This window comes from Pelagibius litoralis, assembly GCF_011683915.1.
Classification (GTDB): Bacteria; Pseudomonadota; Alphaproteobacteria; order Kiloniellales; family Kiloniellaceae; genus Pelagibius; species Pelagibius litoralis.
This window is the reverse complement of record NZ_JAAQPH010000002.1, coordinates 62,899-79,545: the sequence shown is the minus strand read 5'-3', so window position 1 is coordinate 79,545 and position 16,647 is coordinate 62,899. Positions and strand designations below refer to the sequence as shown.

The 16,647-nt window shown below is 61.4% G+C and carries 13 protein-coding genes; 6 read left to right on the top strand and 7 right to left on the bottom strand.

The window, feature by feature from the left end; all coding sequences use genetic code 11:
• Nucleotides 1-45 precede the first annotated feature (45 nt).
• Nucleotides 46-1,794 carry a type I secretion system permease/ATPase gene (locus tag HBA54_RS02515; protein WP_167221044.1) on the top strand — a complete coding sequence of 583 codons (1,749 nt, stop codon included), beginning with the start codon at nucleotides 46-48 and terminating at the stop codon, nucleotides 1,792-1,794.
• On the top strand, nucleotides 1,791-3,101 hold the full coding sequence (locus HBA54_RS02510) for an HlyD family type I secretion periplasmic adaptor subunit (RefSeq protein WP_167221042.1): 1,311 nt from the start codon (nucleotides 1,791-1,793) through the stop codon (nucleotides 3,099-3,101). The genes HBA54_RS02515 and HBA54_RS02510 overlap by 4 nt, the downstream gene beginning before the upstream one ends.
• Nucleotides 3,102-3,111: 10 nt before the next feature.
• Here the strand turns inward: HBA54_RS02510 and HBA54_RS02505 are convergent, their stop codons facing one another.
• Nucleotides 3,112-3,996, bottom strand: coding sequence for a DUF547 domain-containing protein (locus tag HBA54_RS02505; protein ID WP_167221040.1), 885 nt, complete (start codon nucleotides 3,994-3,996; stop codon nucleotides 3,112-3,114).
• Between the two features lie 169 nt (nucleotides 3,997-4,165).
• Here HBA54_RS02505 and HBA54_RS02500 point away from each other — a divergent pair, with 169 nt between their 5' ends.
• The 4 genes from HBA54_RS02500 (at nucleotide 4,166) to HBA54_RS02485 (ending at nucleotide 10,313) form a co-directional block, all read left to right on the top strand.
• Nucleotides 4,166-5,740, top strand: coding sequence for a hypothetical protein (locus HBA54_RS02500; RefSeq protein WP_167221038.1), 1,575 nt, complete (start codon nucleotides 4,166-4,168; stop codon nucleotides 5,738-5,740).
• Between the two features lie 227 nt (nucleotides 5,741-5,967).
• Nucleotides 5,968-7,242, top strand: coding sequence for an MgtC/SapB family protein (locus HBA54_RS02495; RefSeq protein ID WP_167221036.1), 1,275 nt, complete (start codon nucleotides 5,968-5,970; stop codon nucleotides 7,240-7,242).
• Between the two features lie 345 nt (nucleotides 7,243-7,587).
• On the top strand, nucleotides 7,588-8,856 hold the full coding sequence (locus HBA54_RS02490; protein WP_205944372.1) for a sigma-54 interaction domain-containing protein: 1,269 nt from the start codon (nucleotides 7,588-7,590) through the stop codon (nucleotides 8,854-8,856).
• Nucleotides 8,857-9,002: 146 nt separating this feature from the next.
• Nucleotides 9,003-10,313: an autotransporter outer membrane beta-barrel domain-containing protein gene (locus tag HBA54_RS02485; RefSeq protein ID WP_167221034.1), complete on the top strand. Its 1,311-nt coding sequence runs from the start codon at nucleotides 9,003-9,005 to the stop codon at nucleotides 10,311-10,313.
• Nucleotides 10,314-10,480: 167 nt separating this feature from the next.
• Here HBA54_RS02485 and HBA54_RS02480 read toward each other — a convergent pair whose 3' ends face one another.
• The 6 genes from HBA54_RS02480 to HBA54_RS02455 form a co-directional block, all read right to left on the bottom strand.
• Complete coding sequence (locus tag HBA54_RS02480) at nucleotides 10,481-11,080, bottom strand: hypothetical protein (RefSeq protein ID WP_167221032.1); 600 nt, start codon at nucleotides 11,078-11,080, stop codon at nucleotides 10,481-10,483.
• 72 nt (nucleotides 11,081-11,152) lie between these two features.
• On the bottom strand, nucleotides 11,153-11,863 hold the full coding sequence (locus HBA54_RS02475; protein ID WP_205944371.1) for a C39 family peptidase: 711 nt from the start codon (nucleotides 11,861-11,863) through the stop codon (nucleotides 11,153-11,155).
• A 29-nt stretch (nucleotides 11,864-11,892) separates the two neighbouring features.
• Complete coding sequence (locus tag HBA54_RS02470; RefSeq protein ID WP_167221029.1) at nucleotides 11,893-12,282, bottom strand: hypothetical protein; 390 nt, start codon at nucleotides 12,280-12,282, stop codon at nucleotides 11,893-11,895.
• A gap of 113 nt (nucleotides 12,283-12,395) precedes the next feature.
• The gene (locus HBA54_RS02465) at nucleotides 12,396-14,708 is read right to left on the bottom strand and encodes a beta strand repeat-containing protein (RefSeq protein WP_167221026.1); all 2,313 of its coding nucleotides are present in this window, start codon (nucleotides 14,706-14,708) and stop codon (nucleotides 12,396-12,398) included.
• 513 nt (nucleotides 14,709-15,221) lie between these two features.
• Nucleotides 15,222-15,539: a hypothetical protein gene (locus tag HBA54_RS02460; RefSeq protein WP_167221024.1), complete on the bottom strand. Its 318-nt coding sequence runs from the start codon at nucleotides 15,537-15,539 to the stop codon at nucleotides 15,222-15,224.
• Between the two features lie 213 nt (nucleotides 15,540-15,752).
• Nucleotides 15,753-16,496 (bottom strand): LuxR C-terminal-related transcriptional regulator, encoded by a 744-nt coding sequence (locus HBA54_RS02455; RefSeq protein WP_167221022.1) that lies wholly within the window; start codon nucleotides 16,494-16,496, stop codon nucleotides 15,753-15,755.
• Nucleotides 16,497-16,647: the final 151 nt, after the last annotated feature.

The window sequence follows — 16,647 nt, the reverse complement described above, 5'->3', positions numbered from 1 at the left end:
CGCCGCCTTTGCCGGATATTGAAACCGAAGAAAACAGGCCCGGACATGAGCAGAACGCCCCGGAAACAGCTGGATAACCCCATCGGCGAAGCCTTGAGGCAGGTTCGGGCCACCTTCCTCTCCGTTGGTTTCTTCAGTTTCTTCATCAACCTTCTGGTGCTCACCGGCCCGCTCTATATGCTGCAGGTCTACGACCGGGTTCTGACCTCCGGCAGCCGGCACACCCTGATCATGCTGACGGTCGTGGCGGTGGGCATGATCCTGACCGGCGCGCTGTTGGAACTGGTGCGCTCGCGCGTACTGGTGCGTATCGGCTCGCGGCTCGACAACGCCCTGAGTGAACGCCTCTTCGCGGGCCTGCTGCGCCAGCGCCTGCGCCAGAATGACGACGCTGGGTCGCAGCCCCTACGGGATCTGGAGAGCCTGCGCGGTTTCCTCACCGGCAGCGGCCTGATCTCCTTTTTCGATGCGCCCTGGACTCCCCTCTTCCTGGTCATCGTTTTCCTGCTGCATCCGCTGCTCGGCCTGGTCGCCCTTTCCGGCGCGGTTATCCTTTTTGTATTGGCGCTCATCAGCGAGTTCGCCACGCGCACGCCCCTGCGCGAGGCGTCGCGTGACAGCGCCGCTGCCCACGGCTTTGCCGAAGCGACGCTGCGCAACGCCGAGGTCATTGAGGCCATGGGCATGCTGCCTGCCCTGCAACAGCGCTGGCAGCAACGTCACCACGCGGCGCTGTCCGCCCAGGCCACCGCCAGCGATCGCGGCGGGCTGCTGACCGCAGGGGCGAAGTTCGTCCGCCCGGTGCTGCAGGTCGCCATCCTGGGTACCGGCGCCTATCTGGCCCTGCAGCAGATCATCACTCCTGGCGTGATGATCGCCGCGTCGATCATCATGGGCCGCGCCCTTGCGCCGGTTGAAGGCGCCATCGGCCAATGGCGCGGCTTCATACTGGCGCGCGCCGCCCATACCCGCCTGAAAAACTTCACCGCAAAGGACCCGTCACCCGAGAGCGCTTTGCCGCTGCCCCGGCCGAAAGGCGCCGTTTCCATCGAGCGCCTCGTGGCCGCCGCGCCCGGCCTGGACAAGCCGGTCCTGAAAGGGATCTCCTTCGCGCTCGAAGCCGGTGACAGTCTGGGCATTATCGGCCCCAGCGCCGCCGGCAAGTCCACTCTGGCCCGGCTGCTGATCGGGGTCTGGCATCCCTCGGCCGGCCATGTACGCCTCGACGGCGCCGATATCGGCGACTGGGACCATGTGCAGCTCGGGCCCGCCCTCGGCTATCTGCCGCAGGATGTCGAGCTGTTCGACGGGACCATTGCCGACAACATCGCGCGTTTCGGGTCAAGAGATCCGGCAAAGATCGTGCGCGCAGCCGAGCGGGCCAACGTGCACGAGATGATCCTGCGCCTGCCCCAGGGTTACGACACAGTCATCGGCCAGGGCGGCGCCGCCCTTTCCGGTGGCCAGCGCCAACGCGTCGGCCTCGCCCGCGCTCTCTACGACGACCCCGCCTTCGTCGTGTTGGACGAACCCAACGCCAATCTTGACGGTGACGGCGAGGAGGCGCTGCGCCGGGCGGTCGCCGAATTAAAGAACGGCGGCACCACCCTGGTTGTCATCGCCCATCGGCCTTCGATCCTCGCCAACATGGACAAGCTTCTGGTGTTGCGGGACGGCCTGATCGAGCAATTCGGTCCGCGTGCGGACGTCATGCCGAAGGTCACCAAAGCGGTACCGCAGCAGCGTCACCGGCGAGACCGGATCACCGCCGGGAAGAAGGAGCTCCAGGCATGAACCAGCCCAGACCCGCCGCGCCCACAGGCAGCCGAACCGTTATCCTGGCAGGGCTCGCCGTCCTTGCCCTCACCTTCGGCGGCTTCTTCGGCTGGGCCGCCACGGCCGAGCTTTCCTCCGCCGTCATCGCCTCCGGCAAGGTAACGGTCGACAGCAACCGCAAGTCCCTGCAGCACATGGAAGGCGGTATCGTGAGCCAGATCCTGGTGCGCAACGGCGACGCAGTGCGTAAAGACGAGCTTCTCCTACGCCTCGACGAAACCCGGGCCAGGGCATCGCTTTCCATCCTACAGGCCAAGCTGGACGAGAACCGCGCCAACGAAGCGCGGCTCAGGGCCGAGCGCAACGACACCGAAACAATCACCTTCCCGGACGACCTGATGGCCCGCGCCAGTATCCCGCAGCTGGGCGACAGCCTGCGCGGTCAGCAAAGCCTCTTCGCCGCCAGACGGGAGACACTGAAGGGTGAAATCGAAATCCATCGGGAACGTATCGTTCAGGTCGGCGAGCAAATCCACGGGCTGACGGCCCAGCAGAACGCAAAAGCCCGCCAGATCGATCTCATCGGCGAAGAGCTGAACGGCTTGAAAAAGCTGTTGGCGAAGGGCTTCGCCGAAAAGAACAAGGTGCTGGCGTTGGAGCGCGAGGCCGCCCGCCTCGGCGGTGAGCGCGGTGAACACATCGCCGAGATCGCCGCCGCCAAGACCGCCATCAGCCAGGCCGAACTGGAGATACTGCAGCTGCGCAAAGACACGCGCGAAGCCGTGGAGGTGGAGCTGCGTCAGGTCCGCACGGAGATCTTCGATCTGCGAGAGCGGGTTCTGGCCTCGCAATTCGTGCTGGATCACCTGGAGGTACGCGCGCCCGAGGACGGCATCATCGTCGGCCTGGCGGTTCATGCCCCCGGCCAGGTGGTGCAGCCCGGCGCGACCATACTGGAGCTCGTCCCGGTGGACGATGAGCTGATTGTCGAGGCAAGGGTTCAACCCTTCGACATCGACAATCTGTCTCTCGGCCTGCCGGCGGATGTGATCTTCACCGCCTTTCCGCAGCGTACGACACCGAAACTGCAGGGCACGGTGGCCTACTTCTCCGCCGACCGCTTCGAGGACGAACGCAGCGGCGAGGCCTACTACCTGGCCCGCATCGCTATTTCCGAGCAGGAGGCGGCGCGGCTCGGCAAAGATCAGATCCTGCGGCCGGGGATGCCCGCCGATGTGATGATCAAAACCGGGGCCCGCACCGCCCTGGACTATCTCGTGCAGCCGCTGACGGAAAGCGTAACCAGGGCCTGGCGGGAGAACTGATGCCCTGACCTCAACCCTCGGGAACCGCCGCAACGCCGTTCAGGTTCCAGTCGTAGGCCGTCCCTTCAATATCGCCGATTTCCTCCAGGCGGGCGGCCAGGGCCGGATCGGCATAGCGCTGCAGATGCGCCAGGACCGATTTCGTGTTGCCGCCGAAATCCTCATGGAACCAGTCGTAGATCTTTGACACAGTCACTTTGCCGCCGGCGATGCTGACACCGCGCGGATCGTTGATATAGCTGCGCGCAGCCGCATCGAGCTGGGTTTCCATACCGCTTCCGGTGAAAGCGGCTTGGGCCAGATTGGGGCAGCCGATAGAAGCGCAGTTCACTGCGTAGTGAATGCGCGGATCGTCCCACACCGGTCTGAGTATCCGGTGCTCGATGTCGTTGAGGGTCAGCGCTTCGCCTTCCACCGTCACCAATTCCCGATCCCACGGCCCCTCCGAGAACAAGCCGGGGGAGATGTCGATGTCGCGGATGGTCTCGACCGGAAAGTGATCGACAACGACCTTTATGGTCACGGCATTGTAGAGGTTGACCCAGAAAGCAAACTGCTCGTTTCTTGCGAAGTTGCTGATCGGCGTGGCGGCCATCTCTTCAACGATCCGCGCCAGAGTATCCTTGTCCTGCGCAGCCACCGCGCCATAGTCCAGCCGACTGACACCCACGGCGTCGATCGTGACGTGACGTTTCAGAAAGCCGTCCCAGGCCGAGAAATCGATCTCTGCGGTATTCCCCGGGTCATGGCGCTCCCAGCGCGGCCAGAGGTCCGACGAGGGCGCGAACAGCCGTTCCGCCGAGGTAAAGGCCGCCAGGGGAATAACCAGGGCAACCGGCAGGACCAGTCTGACCAGCGGGCGAAGGCCCGATAAAAATACCGTGAGAATCTGCATGGACGGCTCCGAAACAAGCTGTTTGACCTGCCTCACCACTTTGTGCGCCGCGACGAAAAGTGAACTCAAAGGATCGCGAGGGCAACGTGAAGGGGTTACCACCCCATAGCCGGTGCGCGCGCAACAGCACCCCGTTAGCAAATGTATTCAACCATGCTAAAGTAATCGAATGAGCTATATAGAAGGCATCGCACGCGACGCGCTGGTGAACGCGCACCGAGACCTGGGCAAGAGCCGGCGGGCCCTTCTGCTGATCGCCGGCCTGATGGCGCTGATCCACCTGCTGACCGTCCACCCCTACCTACGCATTTCCGCCGAGACCGCCGAGCTGGAAACCTCGATCGCTAGCAAGAGCGATGTACTGACCACGCTGGAGCCGGAACTGGCGCGACTGACCAAGCTGCAGGCAGACACCCGGGAACGCCTGGATGAAACACTGTCGCGGGCCACAAGCGCCATGGTGAGCGACTTCGTGCGTCTTGGCGACGATCTGAGGGCCGCACGCGAAGGGCGCCTGGGCCCGAGCGGTGAAGTGACACTTGCCGCGCCCGGCCGACCTGTCGGCCAAGACCTTGCGCCGGCTCTTCAACCGGGCCCGGAGGTCATGCTGCCGCAGCAAATGGAATCACCCTATCAATACGAACAGATGGCAATGCCGGAGCAAATGGCGATGCCCGGGCCAATGGAGATGCCGCAGCAGATGGTGATGAGCGGCCAAAACCAGGCGCCGCGTTCCGCCTCTGATGAAGGCCGGCCGATTACGATCTACATCGACCCTGCCCTGGCCGAGATCGTCGCCGCTCTGGAGGATGGTCATCCCGATGCCCCGGAGCGCATCTCCGCCTATGCCAGGCAGATGATCGTCGAACCGGCTTATGGCCGCGCGCAACAAGCCTGGTCCCAGACCATCAGGCCACCCTACCTCGACGCCTTGCAAAGCGCTTCAGACGCGGCAGGCAGGGCGGCAGAGGCTCTCCCCGAGAATGCCGAGGTACTGAATACGGCGGCTAAGGCCCTGGTACGGGAGAGCGAAACCGTCGCGGCCCTCGTCATAACCCCCGATCAGCGCATCGATGAAACCTTTGAATCCGATTGGTGGGCAACCGTCGGCGGCAAGCTGGCCTTCGCCGACGCCGTCGTCCGCGCAATCGGCGAGCAATTGCAGGGCAAAATCCTGCTCGGCGAACCTTTCGCCGCTGTCGGTGATGCGGTGAAGCAACAGGAAAGAGTGCAGGCTGCGCTGCTGGGGCAGCGCCGAGTGCTGGAACAGCAGTTCATTGAGCAGCGCAAGCAGTTGGCAGCGCTTGCCGGGGCATCGGCCATCGTGCCGGTCGACCTGCGAAGTTTCATCGGCCTCTTCCCCCTTGTGCTCGGGCTGGTGCTCGGCCTCATGCTGATGCGGATCGCTCAGGCCAGACGCGAAGCGGCCCTGGCGCTGGATGATCTGACCATGGCTGACCCGACTGCAGAGCGCGGCCCCCGGATCTGGCTCAGCCGCCGGGCCCTGGGCGGCCAGGGTGACGCAAGCCGGCCCAGCCTTGAAACCGCCGTCATAGCCGGCCTGGCGGTTATCTGGGTTGCCTGGTCCGCGGTCTCGGTGATGAACAGTCCGCTTCAACCACCCATTCCGGCGTCGGTCGCGGCGGCTCTGGGCATCGCCATGATCCTCGGCGCCTGCGGATGGGATATCGCCGCGATCCGGCGCCTCGCGGCGGCTTTGGCGAAAGAGCAGGCCGCGGCTTGACCTGACGCAAGGCGACCCTCTTCCGTTCCCTGTAGCTTTGAAACCTTGCGGCCTCTGTGCTGTGGATCGATGGCTCTGGATCGTTTTCGACTTACGTCGGATCGGTTCCAGCCCGCACCCCCTCCCGGCCACCCACCAGGATAATCGCATTGGGTGGCCGGGAGGGGGTGCGGGCCGGTGCCGTCAAACTGTGAAAGAGTCTAGCGTAGGGCACGGTTGACTGGAACATGGAACAGGATCTCCTCGATAGCTTTCTGCGTCTCGCCGTCGCCCTGGCCGCGGGTCTTCTGATCGGCGCGGAGCGTGGCTGGCACAAGCGCAGCCAGGCCGAGGGGACCCGTGTCACCGGCATCCGAACGCTCGGTCTCAGCGGGCTGCTCGGCGGGCTTTGCGCTCTGATCAGCCAGCAGCTGGACCTGATCCTGCTCGGCTTTGCTTTCGTCGCCTTTACGCTGGTGGTGTTGGTCACCCGCATCAGGGCAAGCAGCGAGACCCAGGATCTCGGCGCGACCACCATCATCGCTGCGCTCGTCACCTTTGCCCTGGGCGCCGTCGCCGTCCTGGGGGACATCGCCATCGCGGCGGCGGGGGCCGTCGTCACCGCCATGCTGCTGGGCGTCAAGACAAGCCTGCATCGCTGGCTCAGCCTCGTCACCGAAGAAGAAATGCTTGCGGTGCTGAAGCTGCTCGCGATGTCCGTCGTTCTGCTGCCTGTGTTGCCGGACAAAGGCTACGGCCCCTGGCAGGTGCTCAACCCCTATGAGCTGTGGTTGATGGTGGTGCTGATCGCCGGCGTATCCTCACTGGGTTATGGCGCCATCCGTATTGCCGGTCCACGGCGCGGCGTCCTGCTTGCAAGCCTTGCCGGCGGCATGGTGTCTTCCACCGTCGTCACGCTGAACTTCGCACACCTCTCACGCAGCCAGGACAGTAACCCCCGCTTGTTGGCCGCCGGCATCGGGCTTGCAGCGACGACCATGTTTCCACGTTGCCTGCTCGTGGCGGGCATCCTCGCACCCGGCCTTCTACCGTTCCTGGTCTGGCCGCTGGGGCTTGCAACTTTGGGCGGTCTGGCTGCAGCGGCAGCGGTCTGGCCCCGGCAGGCAATGCCGGCAAACCGGCCGGACATGCCCCTGGGGAACCCCTTCGAATTCATAACCGCCTTGAAGTTCGGGCTACTGTTGGCCTTGGTCATGTTGTTGGCGACGGCCTTGCGCCTGTGGTTCGGCGATGCCGGTATCTTTGTTCTGGCGGCCATCTCGGGCCTGGCTGACGTGGACGCGGCAACGCTCTCCCTGGCCCGCCTGACCGGGCAGGATCTGCCGCTGGGGCTTGCGGCCCTGGGCATTCTGATCGCGGCGACCAGCAACAGCCTGGTGAAGGTCATCATCGCAGCAAGCGTCGGCGTGCGTTCACTCGGCATCCATGTCTTCGTGATCTTGGGTCTGGCGCTTGGCTGCGGCGGGCTGGGCATGGCTCTCGCGCTGAGCCTCGCGCAGTAATCGCCAAGCGTGTATATGCCGATCGACACACCCAAAAGGCGATCCAAAGGCTTGTTTTCACGCCATAATCCCCTGGGGTTATGCCTTTAGTTTATCTCCCTCGGTCCTTTGGGCCGAAGGCTCGTAATTAATAGCGCTTATGCACTCTGGCACTGCGATCCGTCCGAAAGTTAGAATTCTTTTGTCACACGATGGTTTCAGCAAACGTCAGCGACGCCACGGGTGAAGACCAAAAAAGGTTCGACAAGAAAACCGCCATTGGGCAATCCGCAACCGGGGCTTGGGTCCTGGTTCAAGCGACAGGGGGTTCGCGGAGATGGTGCCGGAGCATTCGGAGCGGTCAAGATGATCGGCCGAGAACTCACCCATGACGAGGTCATGAGCCGCAGCCAGGAAGCTTTGGCCGACTTGCTCGTCAAGCTGGGGAGCAGCGACGCCGGCCTTGCAACTTTGGTGCGTGCGCTGAAACCGGCGCCGACGCTCTCATCCCTCGACATCAAAACAAGCGCGGGCAAAGATTTACCGGCACCCCGAGATCTGGGCAAAACCACAGACGAACCTTTTATGGTCGGCGAAAGCCCTGCCATGCTCAGGGTCTTCGATACAATCAGGCGATTCGCCAAGACCTCGGCGCCGGTACTGATCCAGGGCGAAAGCGGAACCGGCAAGGAACTGGCGGCCCAGGCGATTCATGAGCGCTCACCCTACGCCGACGGCCCCTTTGTCGCCATCAACTGTGGTGGCCTGCCTGCCTCCCTGATCGCCTCGGAGCTGTTCGGCCACGAGAAAGGCGCCTTCACCGGCGCCCACCAGCGTAAAATCGGCAAGTTGGAAGCGGCAGACGGCGGCACGCTGTTCCTCGACGAGATCGGCGACATGCCGCTGGAACTGCAACCGCATCTTCTGCGGTTTCTCCAGGAACAGACCATTGAGCGCGTCGGCAGCAACAAGCCGGTGCAACTGAATTGCCGTATCATCGCGGCGACGAACCGCGACCTGCAAAAGCAGATCGTCAACGAGCAGTTTCGCGAAGATCTGTTCCATCGCCTGAACTGCCTGGCGCTGACGTTGCCGCCACTGCGCGAACGCGGTGAGGACATCGTCTTGCTCGGCGCTTTCTTTGCAAAGACCTTCGCCGCCGAGATCAACGGCAACGAGCGTTTCCTTTCCGAGGCTGCCATCGCCGCGATGCGACGCTATCACTGGCCCGGGAACGTGCGCGAGCTGATCAGCAAGCTTCGCCGCGCCGTTGTGATGACCGACAATGACCATCTGTCCGTTGAGGATCTCGGGCTGGTGGAGAGGCCGGACCTGCAAAGCCGCGATGATGCTGGCGCCCTGGCCGGCGCCGCCGGAGCGGCGGAATCGATCGATATCGGCCCCCTAACGGGCGTCGGCCTGTTTGGCCACCCGCAAGAGCCCTGCACCAGACACCGCACCACCCTGGAGGAAGCCAAGGCCAGGATCGAAGAGACTCTGGTCCGCGATGCACTGGGCAAGCACTCTCACAACATCACCGTGGCGGCGCGGGATCTCGGCGTTTCCCGGGTGACACTTTACCGGTTGATCGAAAAATACAGCATTCGCTGCGAAAACACCCCTTCGGCCCATTGATGATTTACTTGGGCCGAAGAAACCGTTCCTGCCGAAGCATTGTGATGTGCGGGACCGCCCATTGCTTACAGGATTTCTTGAACCTTGAATTGTATGCGCACTATGATTGACAATGGAAAGTGACCAAGGGGGGAATGGGGAGAATCATGGTCGCGCTACCGACAGGGGCCCAAATACTGACCACGGGGGCGGTCGGGCTGTGCCTGACGCTCCTGAGCACCGCTGCCTTGGCCCAGCAGGCAAGCCCGCAAGCGGCGCCGGTGAGCGTCGAACAGCTCTTCGACCTGATCCAGGTTCAACGCGCCCAGATCGAAGCCCAGCAGCGACGTATCGAGCAGTTGGAATATGCGATCCGCGGCATTACCGGTGCCGGCCAGCCCGGAACCAACTTCAGCCAGGCTGATTACAGCGGACAGCCGGGCCAGGTCGCCCAGCAAGGGCAGACCCAGGGGCAACAACAACAGAATCAATCGACCCCGCAGGGCCAGGCCGTACCGCAACAACCGGTCGGTGAAGAAGATCGGGATGCACAGCGCCGACGGATAGACGTGTCCGGCGTTCAGGACATCGGCGGGGTCCTCACCCGCAAGAACCATTTGGTCTTCGAACCCTCCGTTGAGTACGAGAATACCAGCAGCACTCGTTTCTTCTTTGACGGCGTCGAGATTATCGAAACCGTGCTGGTCGGCGATATCGAAGTTTCCGATGCCGACCGCCAATCGATAACCGCCGCGGGCACGCTGCGTTACGGCCTGACGAGCCGCTCCGAAATCGAAGTCAAAGTACCTTTCGTCTACCGCAACGACGACGTGACCCAGGAAGTTATCGGCGCCGGCGGCGCCACGACCAGCAGCCTGGACGCCGCCAATATCGGCGACATAGAAGTAAGCGGACGTTATCAGCTGAACTCCGGCCGCGACGACTGGCCAATCTTCGTCGCCAACGCCCGGATCAAATCAAACACCGGCCGCGGACCCTTTGACGTCAGCCGCGATGCTGACGGCATCGAGACGGAACTGTCGACCGGCTCCGGCTTCTGGGCCATCCAGCCGGGCCTGACGATGATCTACCCGACCGACCCGGCCGTCTTCTTTGCCAACGTGAGCTATACCCACAGCTTCGGCGAGGACGTGGACGAGACGATCGGCGGTGCGGAAGTCGGCAACGTACAGCCGGGCGACGTGGTCGGTTTCGGCTTCGGGATGGGCTTTTCTCTCAACGAAAAAGCCTCCTTCAGCGTCGGTTACGCCCATGACTTTGTTTTTGAAACGGAACAGGAAATCGACGGCGTCACTTTCGAGTCCGAGAGCTTCGAGGTCGGGCGTCTGAGCCTCGGCTTTTCCTATGCTTTGTCGAACAACATTAACGTCAATCTGAACACCCAGATCGGTGTCACCGACGACGCGCCCGATGTGGTCCTGACGCTACGCACGCCCCTCACCTTCGATCTGAACTGACGGGCCGGCGATCTGAACTGACAGGCTGATCCGAACCAAGGGTGATGTAAAGTAGACGTGAAAAAAAGGCCTTTCGGCCCCTTTCTCTTTGCTCTGCACATTCAAATTTCAAATCAGATATCGATACCGGCTTTACCGCTTATCTTGAATATCGCTCCGCCTCTTTTTTATCGGGCCAGGCTGCGAATGATTGATTGCTGGGTCTCCATCGGCATCCGCCGGCCGTTGCCGAGCGCCCGGCCGCCCTTGCGCACGTTGCGAAGGCCGATAATATCGATCGCCAGCGTTGAAACGTTTTCGATCTGGACCCCATCTTGGGAATTCAGGATGGTTGCACTGATCCCGTCCGGCCCGGCGGCGTGGATAATGTCCGTGCCCCCCGCTGCACCATTGGAAACAGAAATCGAGTTGAGATTGGGAACGATGCCGTTGCCGCTGATAATGTCGTTCAGAGTGAGGACGGTCGTGAGCTGCGATGACCCGTTCACCATCGTGCTGAACTCAAACCCGAAATCGACCTGAAACCCGCCAACGGAGATGAAACCGCCGCGCTGCTCTTCCAGAACCTCCTCCTCGACGACGGCATCCTGAGCGATCGCCCGCCCACTGGCCATGGCGATCAGGACGTTCTCCCTGGCGTCGCAAAGCCCGGCCCGATCGACCTGGCAGGCTGCGTCGCCGCTCGGCAACGTCCCACTGACCATCTCACCGCCTGCGCAGGCCCCCGTGGCCAGAACCAGGCCAAGCATCACAGCAAAGCGACGCAAGCCTGAAGCCGGCCGGCCAGCGATTGTTCGGAACATTGGGTGTTCTATGGAATTCAACATCGAGTTCGTCCCTCAGCGGGTTCCAGTTCCGGGCAGGTAGATCGTGATGTTCGCCAGGCTGCTTTGACTGACTGCCGGCCCAAAAGGAGCGCTTGGATGCGCGCTCCAGTCATCCACAAGATTGAAGTTGGCTTTGGCGATCTCGACCTGGGTGCGCACGACGAACACGATGTCATTGGCCAAGAGTTTACCGAAGTCGGTGCGCTTATATCGCTGAATGCCGCGTGACGGGTCACCGACCAGAACATGTTCTGCCGTTACCCCCTTGATCACCACAAAATGCTTGTAGCCATACAGGTCGAGCAAGACGATGGCCGGCACGCCGACCTCCGCAAGCTTGTCGAGGCTGACGCGGAAACCGTCGGCCGTGTAGCCGCGCGCATCGAGAAATCGCTTCATATCAAGAAGTGAGAAACCCTGCGCCATGATTTTCTGACGGTCACCAACGGCGAACATGGCGTCGAAAACCTCGACTTCCTCGGTCGGCCGACCGTAGTGGTAGGAAAGCAGCGTCGCCACCGCCGCAGACCCGCAGGAAAAATCCCTCTCCTGGCGGACCACAGAGTGCCATTTCCTTTCCTTGATGCTTTGAACCTTCAGGTTAAAGGACATACCGCCGGCAGAGACAAAGCGCGCATCCGCCGCCCGGGCCGAAGAAAATGGTGCCATGGCGCTAAGCGTGACCGCAGCGGCGAAGAAAACCGCAGCGGCCTTGTTCGACAATGACAGTTGCGAGCTCATGCCGCACCTCCCTACGGCGTGATCATGCTGTCGACCACGGTGACAGCAATCACATTCTGGTTCTGGAGGGCGACATTGTTTCCGGTGTTGATGACGTTCAATGACATCACCTGGTCGGCAAAGGTGCCGTTGCCGGCGTTGATCGTACCGCCTGAAAGATTACCGGTCACATGGATGGTATTGGTAACGGTCTGGTGCTGCAGACCGACCGCTGCCGCCAAGGCGGAATCGTCCACCGCTACGGCAATGTCGCCGCCGCGTTCGCTGAACAAAGTACCCTCGTTCACATTCTGCCAATCGGCAAAGGGGTCCTCCGCGAAAGCCGCCGTCGAAGCGGCAAAGCACAGACTGGCTCCAGCAAATGCTGCCGCCAGTCTTGATATTCGGATCTTGAACTTCATCTCAATGCCTCCCGAGCATTGCAATCGATATCCGTCTCTTTTCGATTGGAGCCCGGTGGGGCCAAAGCCCCACCGGTCCAATCGTCCCTGCATTCCGCAGGCCTACCCCCGGCTTAGTTGCCCGAGGAGTTGCCGCTGAATGCGACGGCAACGGTGTTCGCGCCCTGCTGAACCGAGTTGATGCCAGAGTTGATGTTGTTCTGGTTCATCACTTGGTTACGGAAGGTGTTGTCACCGAAGTTGTTGTTAAAGGCGTACTCGGGGCTGCCGCCGATGCCGGCATTGCTGTTCCCGCTGACCGTCGCAGTATTGGTGACGGTCTGGTCCAGGTCGGAAAGAGCCACAGCGGTATTCAGGTCGAGGCCGCCGCCACCACCCAGATCAATCGCCATCGCCACGGTGTTCGCACCCTGCTGGGCGGAATTGATACCGCTGTTGATGTTGTTCTGGTTGATCACCTGGTCCTGGAAGGTCGCTTCACCGAACTCGTTGGTGAAAGGGTCCTCGCCGTCGCCCTGGCCGGTTGGATTACCGCCGACGCCACCGCTTTCGTCGCCCGTTACCTTGGCAAGGTTGCTCAACGGAGCCTCGTCATCACCCTGATCCAGGAAAGTCTTGGATGTGGCGATGTTCGTGTCGACAATGCTGCCGTCATCGGCCACAGCGATAGCGGCCGTATTGGCACCCTGCTGTGCGGAGTTGATACCGGCGTTGATGTTGTTCTGATTGATCACCTGGTTCTCGAAGGTGTTGTCCCCAAACTGATTGTTCAGGTTGCTTTCCTCCGCACCGCCACCGATACCGAGCCCGTGCTCGACAGGGTCGCCATCATCCGCATCCGGACGATCCCCCTGAGAGGAATCATTCGCGATGTTTTCACCATTCTGGGTTCCGTCGCTCTTGGCGGTCGCCATGTTGGTGTCCATGTCACTCGCCGAATTGTCGATCGCCAGAGCCACCGTATCCATGCCCTGCTGGCCGTTGTTGATGCCGGCGTTGATGTTGTTCTGGTTGATCACCTGATCCTTGAAGGTTTCCTCACCAAAATTGTTATAGAGTGAGTCGGAGTTATCGTTGTCGTCGAACCCTCCAACACCGTCGTTATCCTCACCCGCGGCCTTGGCCTTGTTTGAGAACTGTTGATCCTGGGTCGACTTTGCGTTGGCAATGTTCATGTCTTCGCCGTCGACATCACCGTCATCCACATCGGTTGCGATAGCGACCGTGTTGGCACCCTGCTGTGCAGAATTGATACCGGCATTGATGTTGTTCTGATTGATCGTCTGGTTCTCGAAGGTCTCGAAGCCAAACTCATTGGCGAAGGAGTCGTCGGGGTCGCCGCCAGCGCCACCGTCATCATTGGTTTCAGCCTCGTTCTTGGCCACATTGGTGACATCCTGCACACCATCGGATGTCGCCGTCGCTTTGTTGATTTCGCTGGCTTCCGGATCGCCGCCGTTGCCAATCGCCGAGGCATCGAGATCAAAAGCCTCTGCTACGTTCTCAATCGCGCTGTTGATCACCTCGGCTGTTTCGCTGTCAAGCTCGACAACACCGAAGCTGGGGGTTGCGCCGTCCTGAGCACTGACTGCGATAGCCACCGTGTTAGCACCCTGTTGGGCGGAATTCAGTCCGGAATTGATGTTGTTCTGGTTGATCACCTGGTTTTCGAAGGTGCGACTGCCAAAGTTGTTGTTATTGGAGTCGTTGTTCTCGCCCAGAATCGCGTCGTTGCCGTCACTGTCATCGCCAACCAGAGCCTTGTTGGTAACCGTCTGATCCAGAACGTTGTCAGCTTCAGCCGTGTTCTTCACGGGCGTCGGGCCGGTGGCACCGTCCAGATCGACGGCGATGGCCGCTGCGTTGCCCCCTTGCTGGGCAGAGTTCACACCAGAGTTGATGTTGTTCTGGTTGATCACCTGGTTGTCGAAAGTGTCGGCGCCGAAGTTGTTGTTGAAAGAGTCCTCGGCGGAGCCACCGATACCGTCGCCCAATCCCTCGTCATCCGGCGAGTCGACCTCCGCCTTATTCGTCACTGTCTGGGTGGCGTCATTCTTCGCCTTGGCGATGTTGGTCTCAACATCCGGTCCGCCGCCGCCGCCGGCACCGTCACCGTCAACGGCGATGGCCGCTGCATTGCCGCCCTGCTGCGCCGAGTTGATGCCGGAATTGATGTTGTTCTGGTTCAGCACCTGGTCCTGGAAGGTGTGCTGATCGAAATTGTTGTTGAACGATTCCGAAGGATCGCCGCCGATACCGTCGTTGGAATTCTCGTCGTCGGTCGCAGAAGCCTTGTTCACAACATCCTGGTTCATAGTGTTGGTGGCGCTGGCGCTGTTCAGGTCGGCGCTTTGCGCAAAGGCCGTCCCGCTCAGCCCCGCGACCAATGCGAAGACAGAGGCCCCCGCGATCAGAGACTTTCTCATGGTTTTCTCCTCTTGATGCGTTATCCGGTTCATTGCTTCCTCCCTGGAAGCGCCGTTCCCCGGAAGTCTCCCCCGACAGACCTCCACCCCCTGGCTTCCCCTCGGGCTCGACCTTTACGGGACCTTCCGGCCGGGGGTCCGCGCAAGCGCGCAACCCCAGCCCCAACAACGCAACCGCCGTGCCACAAATCGAACACAGCAAATTCTCGAGTGATCTTAGGGGGTTGAAGCTCTACGCGCAGACCGCGTGTAAGCCTTGAAACCAATACCGGGCGCTAATCGCTTTACAGCCTGTATAGTGGCTTTACGCATTTGTCCGGGTAGCGTGACAAGGGCAGCCAGGCAGCCTTCGCCGGAGCCGTAAAGGGGTAGCCAAAATCGCCGGATACCCACATTTAACCGCCCGCCCCGCAAGGAACAGCGCAGTGTTACAGCTGCGTTACACCGTAAAGAGTGTGAACATGGCCAAGTACGGGAGCGGCGCCAAGCGGACCGTCGGCAAAGGCCTCAGCATCAGCGGCTCTGAGACGCGCTGAAAGAACTCTGTCCCCGGCCCGGTTGTGGCTGTGGTTGTGGGGCGCCCGGTTTCATCGGTTTGATCTCATCCCACAGGATGACGCCCCAGTCGTCCGGCACGCCGTCGGAGGAAAAGCCTTGATCTGAAAGGCCCTTTGCCTGCTGCTGACTGAGTTCGTGTTCGCTGACCGCAGGGATCTCGACTTCAAGAAGAACCTCGAAGTTCTGGACTCGGTCCGCCGCACCACCCTTAACAACAAGCATCAAGGGCAGCACACTGCCCGCAACGATCAGCCAAAAAGCCGCTAACTTCATCGCAACCCCCGCCCGGGTCAGCGCGCCCCGTCGCAGACGCCGGACAGTCACACCGATCCCCACGGAGATCCGTAGCAAGTGGCATGCCATGGCAGGCACCCACGCACCGAAAGGCTCTAGAAGAAGGCCTTGGACATCCCGGCAAGGCTAATAGGATGCCGAATGGCAGATCAAGCTGCAGATCAAATCAAGGAAAAAGAAATCGATCAATTGCTACGCCTGACCCGGGAAGGGATAGATCTTTCCTTCTTCCCCGCCATGACCGGTCGCCACTTGGAGACCCGCGGGGCGGCTCTCCGCAGCTGAGGGTTCCAGCACCTGGGCGGCGGCCAAGGCGGCCTGGACGCGATTGGCGACGCCGAGTTTGCGGAAAACCGTGCGCAGCTGCGCCTTCACCGTTCCTTCCGCGATCCCCAGTTCCCGGGCAATGACCTTGTTTGATTTTCCTTCGGCGAGGCGCTCAAAAATCATTTTCTGGCGCTCGCTGAGGGCCGGCAAAGGCGGGCCGGAACGTGGAGATGCCCTGAGCGTGCCGCTATCCGCGGCCATGTCCCCACCGGCCATCAGCGCTTCCACCGGCGCATAGGTGCCACCGGCAAGGACCAGTTCCAAGGCATGCTGCAGGACCGCCATGCTATCGCTCTTCAGGATGTATCCTTTAGCCCCTTGCCTGATCGCACCGCAGGCATCGGCTGGTTCATCGGATGCAGAGACCATGACCAGGGGTATGGCTGTATTGATGCGCACCAAACCTGCAACGCTGTCATCGGTCTCCATGCCGGGCATCCGCAGATCGCAGATCACCAGGTCGATGCAGGTTTCGTTCTCCAAAGTGGCTGCGAGGCCATCCCGGTCGGCGGCCTCGAGAACTTGTGTTTGCGGACCGAATGCATCCTTAAGGGCACTGCAAAGGCCAGCCCGGAAAAGCGCATGATCATCCGCCAGAGCAATCTTCATCGGTCTTCTCTCCCCTCGACCGCGACGATCTTAATCTAGTGGAGTCCGATTGCAGCCTCGTGACACCTGCACTGCAGCAGATGTCACACCGGCCCAGCGACAGTCACAGACGAGAAATTCTGCCGTAATGGACCAGTCCCGTCACATCACC

What these genes read in the sequence shown, in the direction of transcription:
- HBA54_RS02515 (WP_167221044.1), top strand. Translation starts at nt 46, where the DNA reads ATGAGCAGAACGCCCCGGAAACAGCTGGATAACCCCATCGGCGAAGCC.
- HBA54_RS02510 (WP_167221042.1), top strand. Translation starts at nt 1,791, where the DNA reads ATGAACCAGCCCAGACCCGCCGCGCCCACAGGCAGCCGAACCGTTATC.
- HBA54_RS02505 (WP_167221040.1), bottom strand. Translation starts at nt 3,996, where the DNA reads ATGCAGATTCTCACGGTATTTTTATCGGGCCTTCGCCCGCTGGTCAGA.
- HBA54_RS02500 (WP_167221038.1), top strand. Translation starts at nt 4,166, where the DNA reads ATGAGCTATATAGAAGGCATCGCACGCGACGCGCTGGTGAACGCGCAC.
- HBA54_RS02495 (WP_167221036.1), top strand. Translation starts at nt 5,968, where the DNA reads ATGGAACAGGATCTCCTCGATAGCTTTCTGCGTCTCGCCGTCGCCCTG.
- HBA54_RS02490 (WP_205944372.1), top strand. Translation starts at nt 7,588, where the DNA reads ATGATCGGCCGAGAACTCACCCATGACGAGGTCATGAGCCGCAGCCAG.
- HBA54_RS02485 (WP_167221034.1), top strand. Translation starts at nt 9,003, where the DNA reads ATGGTCGCGCTACCGACAGGGGCCCAAATACTGACCACGGGGGCGGTC.
- HBA54_RS02470 (WP_167221029.1), bottom strand. Translation starts at nt 12,282, where the DNA reads ATGAAGTTCAAGATCCGAATATCAAGACTGGCGGCAGCATTTGCTGGA.
- HBA54_RS02465 (WP_167221026.1), bottom strand. Translation starts at nt 14,708, where the DNA reads ATGAGAAAGTCTCTGATCGCGGGGGCCTCTGTCTTCGCATTGGTCGCG.
- HBA54_RS02460 (WP_167221024.1), bottom strand. Translation starts at nt 15,539, where the DNA reads ATGAAGTTAGCGGCTTTTTGGCTGATCGTTGCGGGCAGTGTGCTGCCC.
- HBA54_RS02455 (WP_167221022.1), bottom strand. Translation starts at nt 16,496, where the DNA reads ATGAAGATTGCTCTGGCGGATGATCATGCGCTTTTCCGGGCTGGCCTT.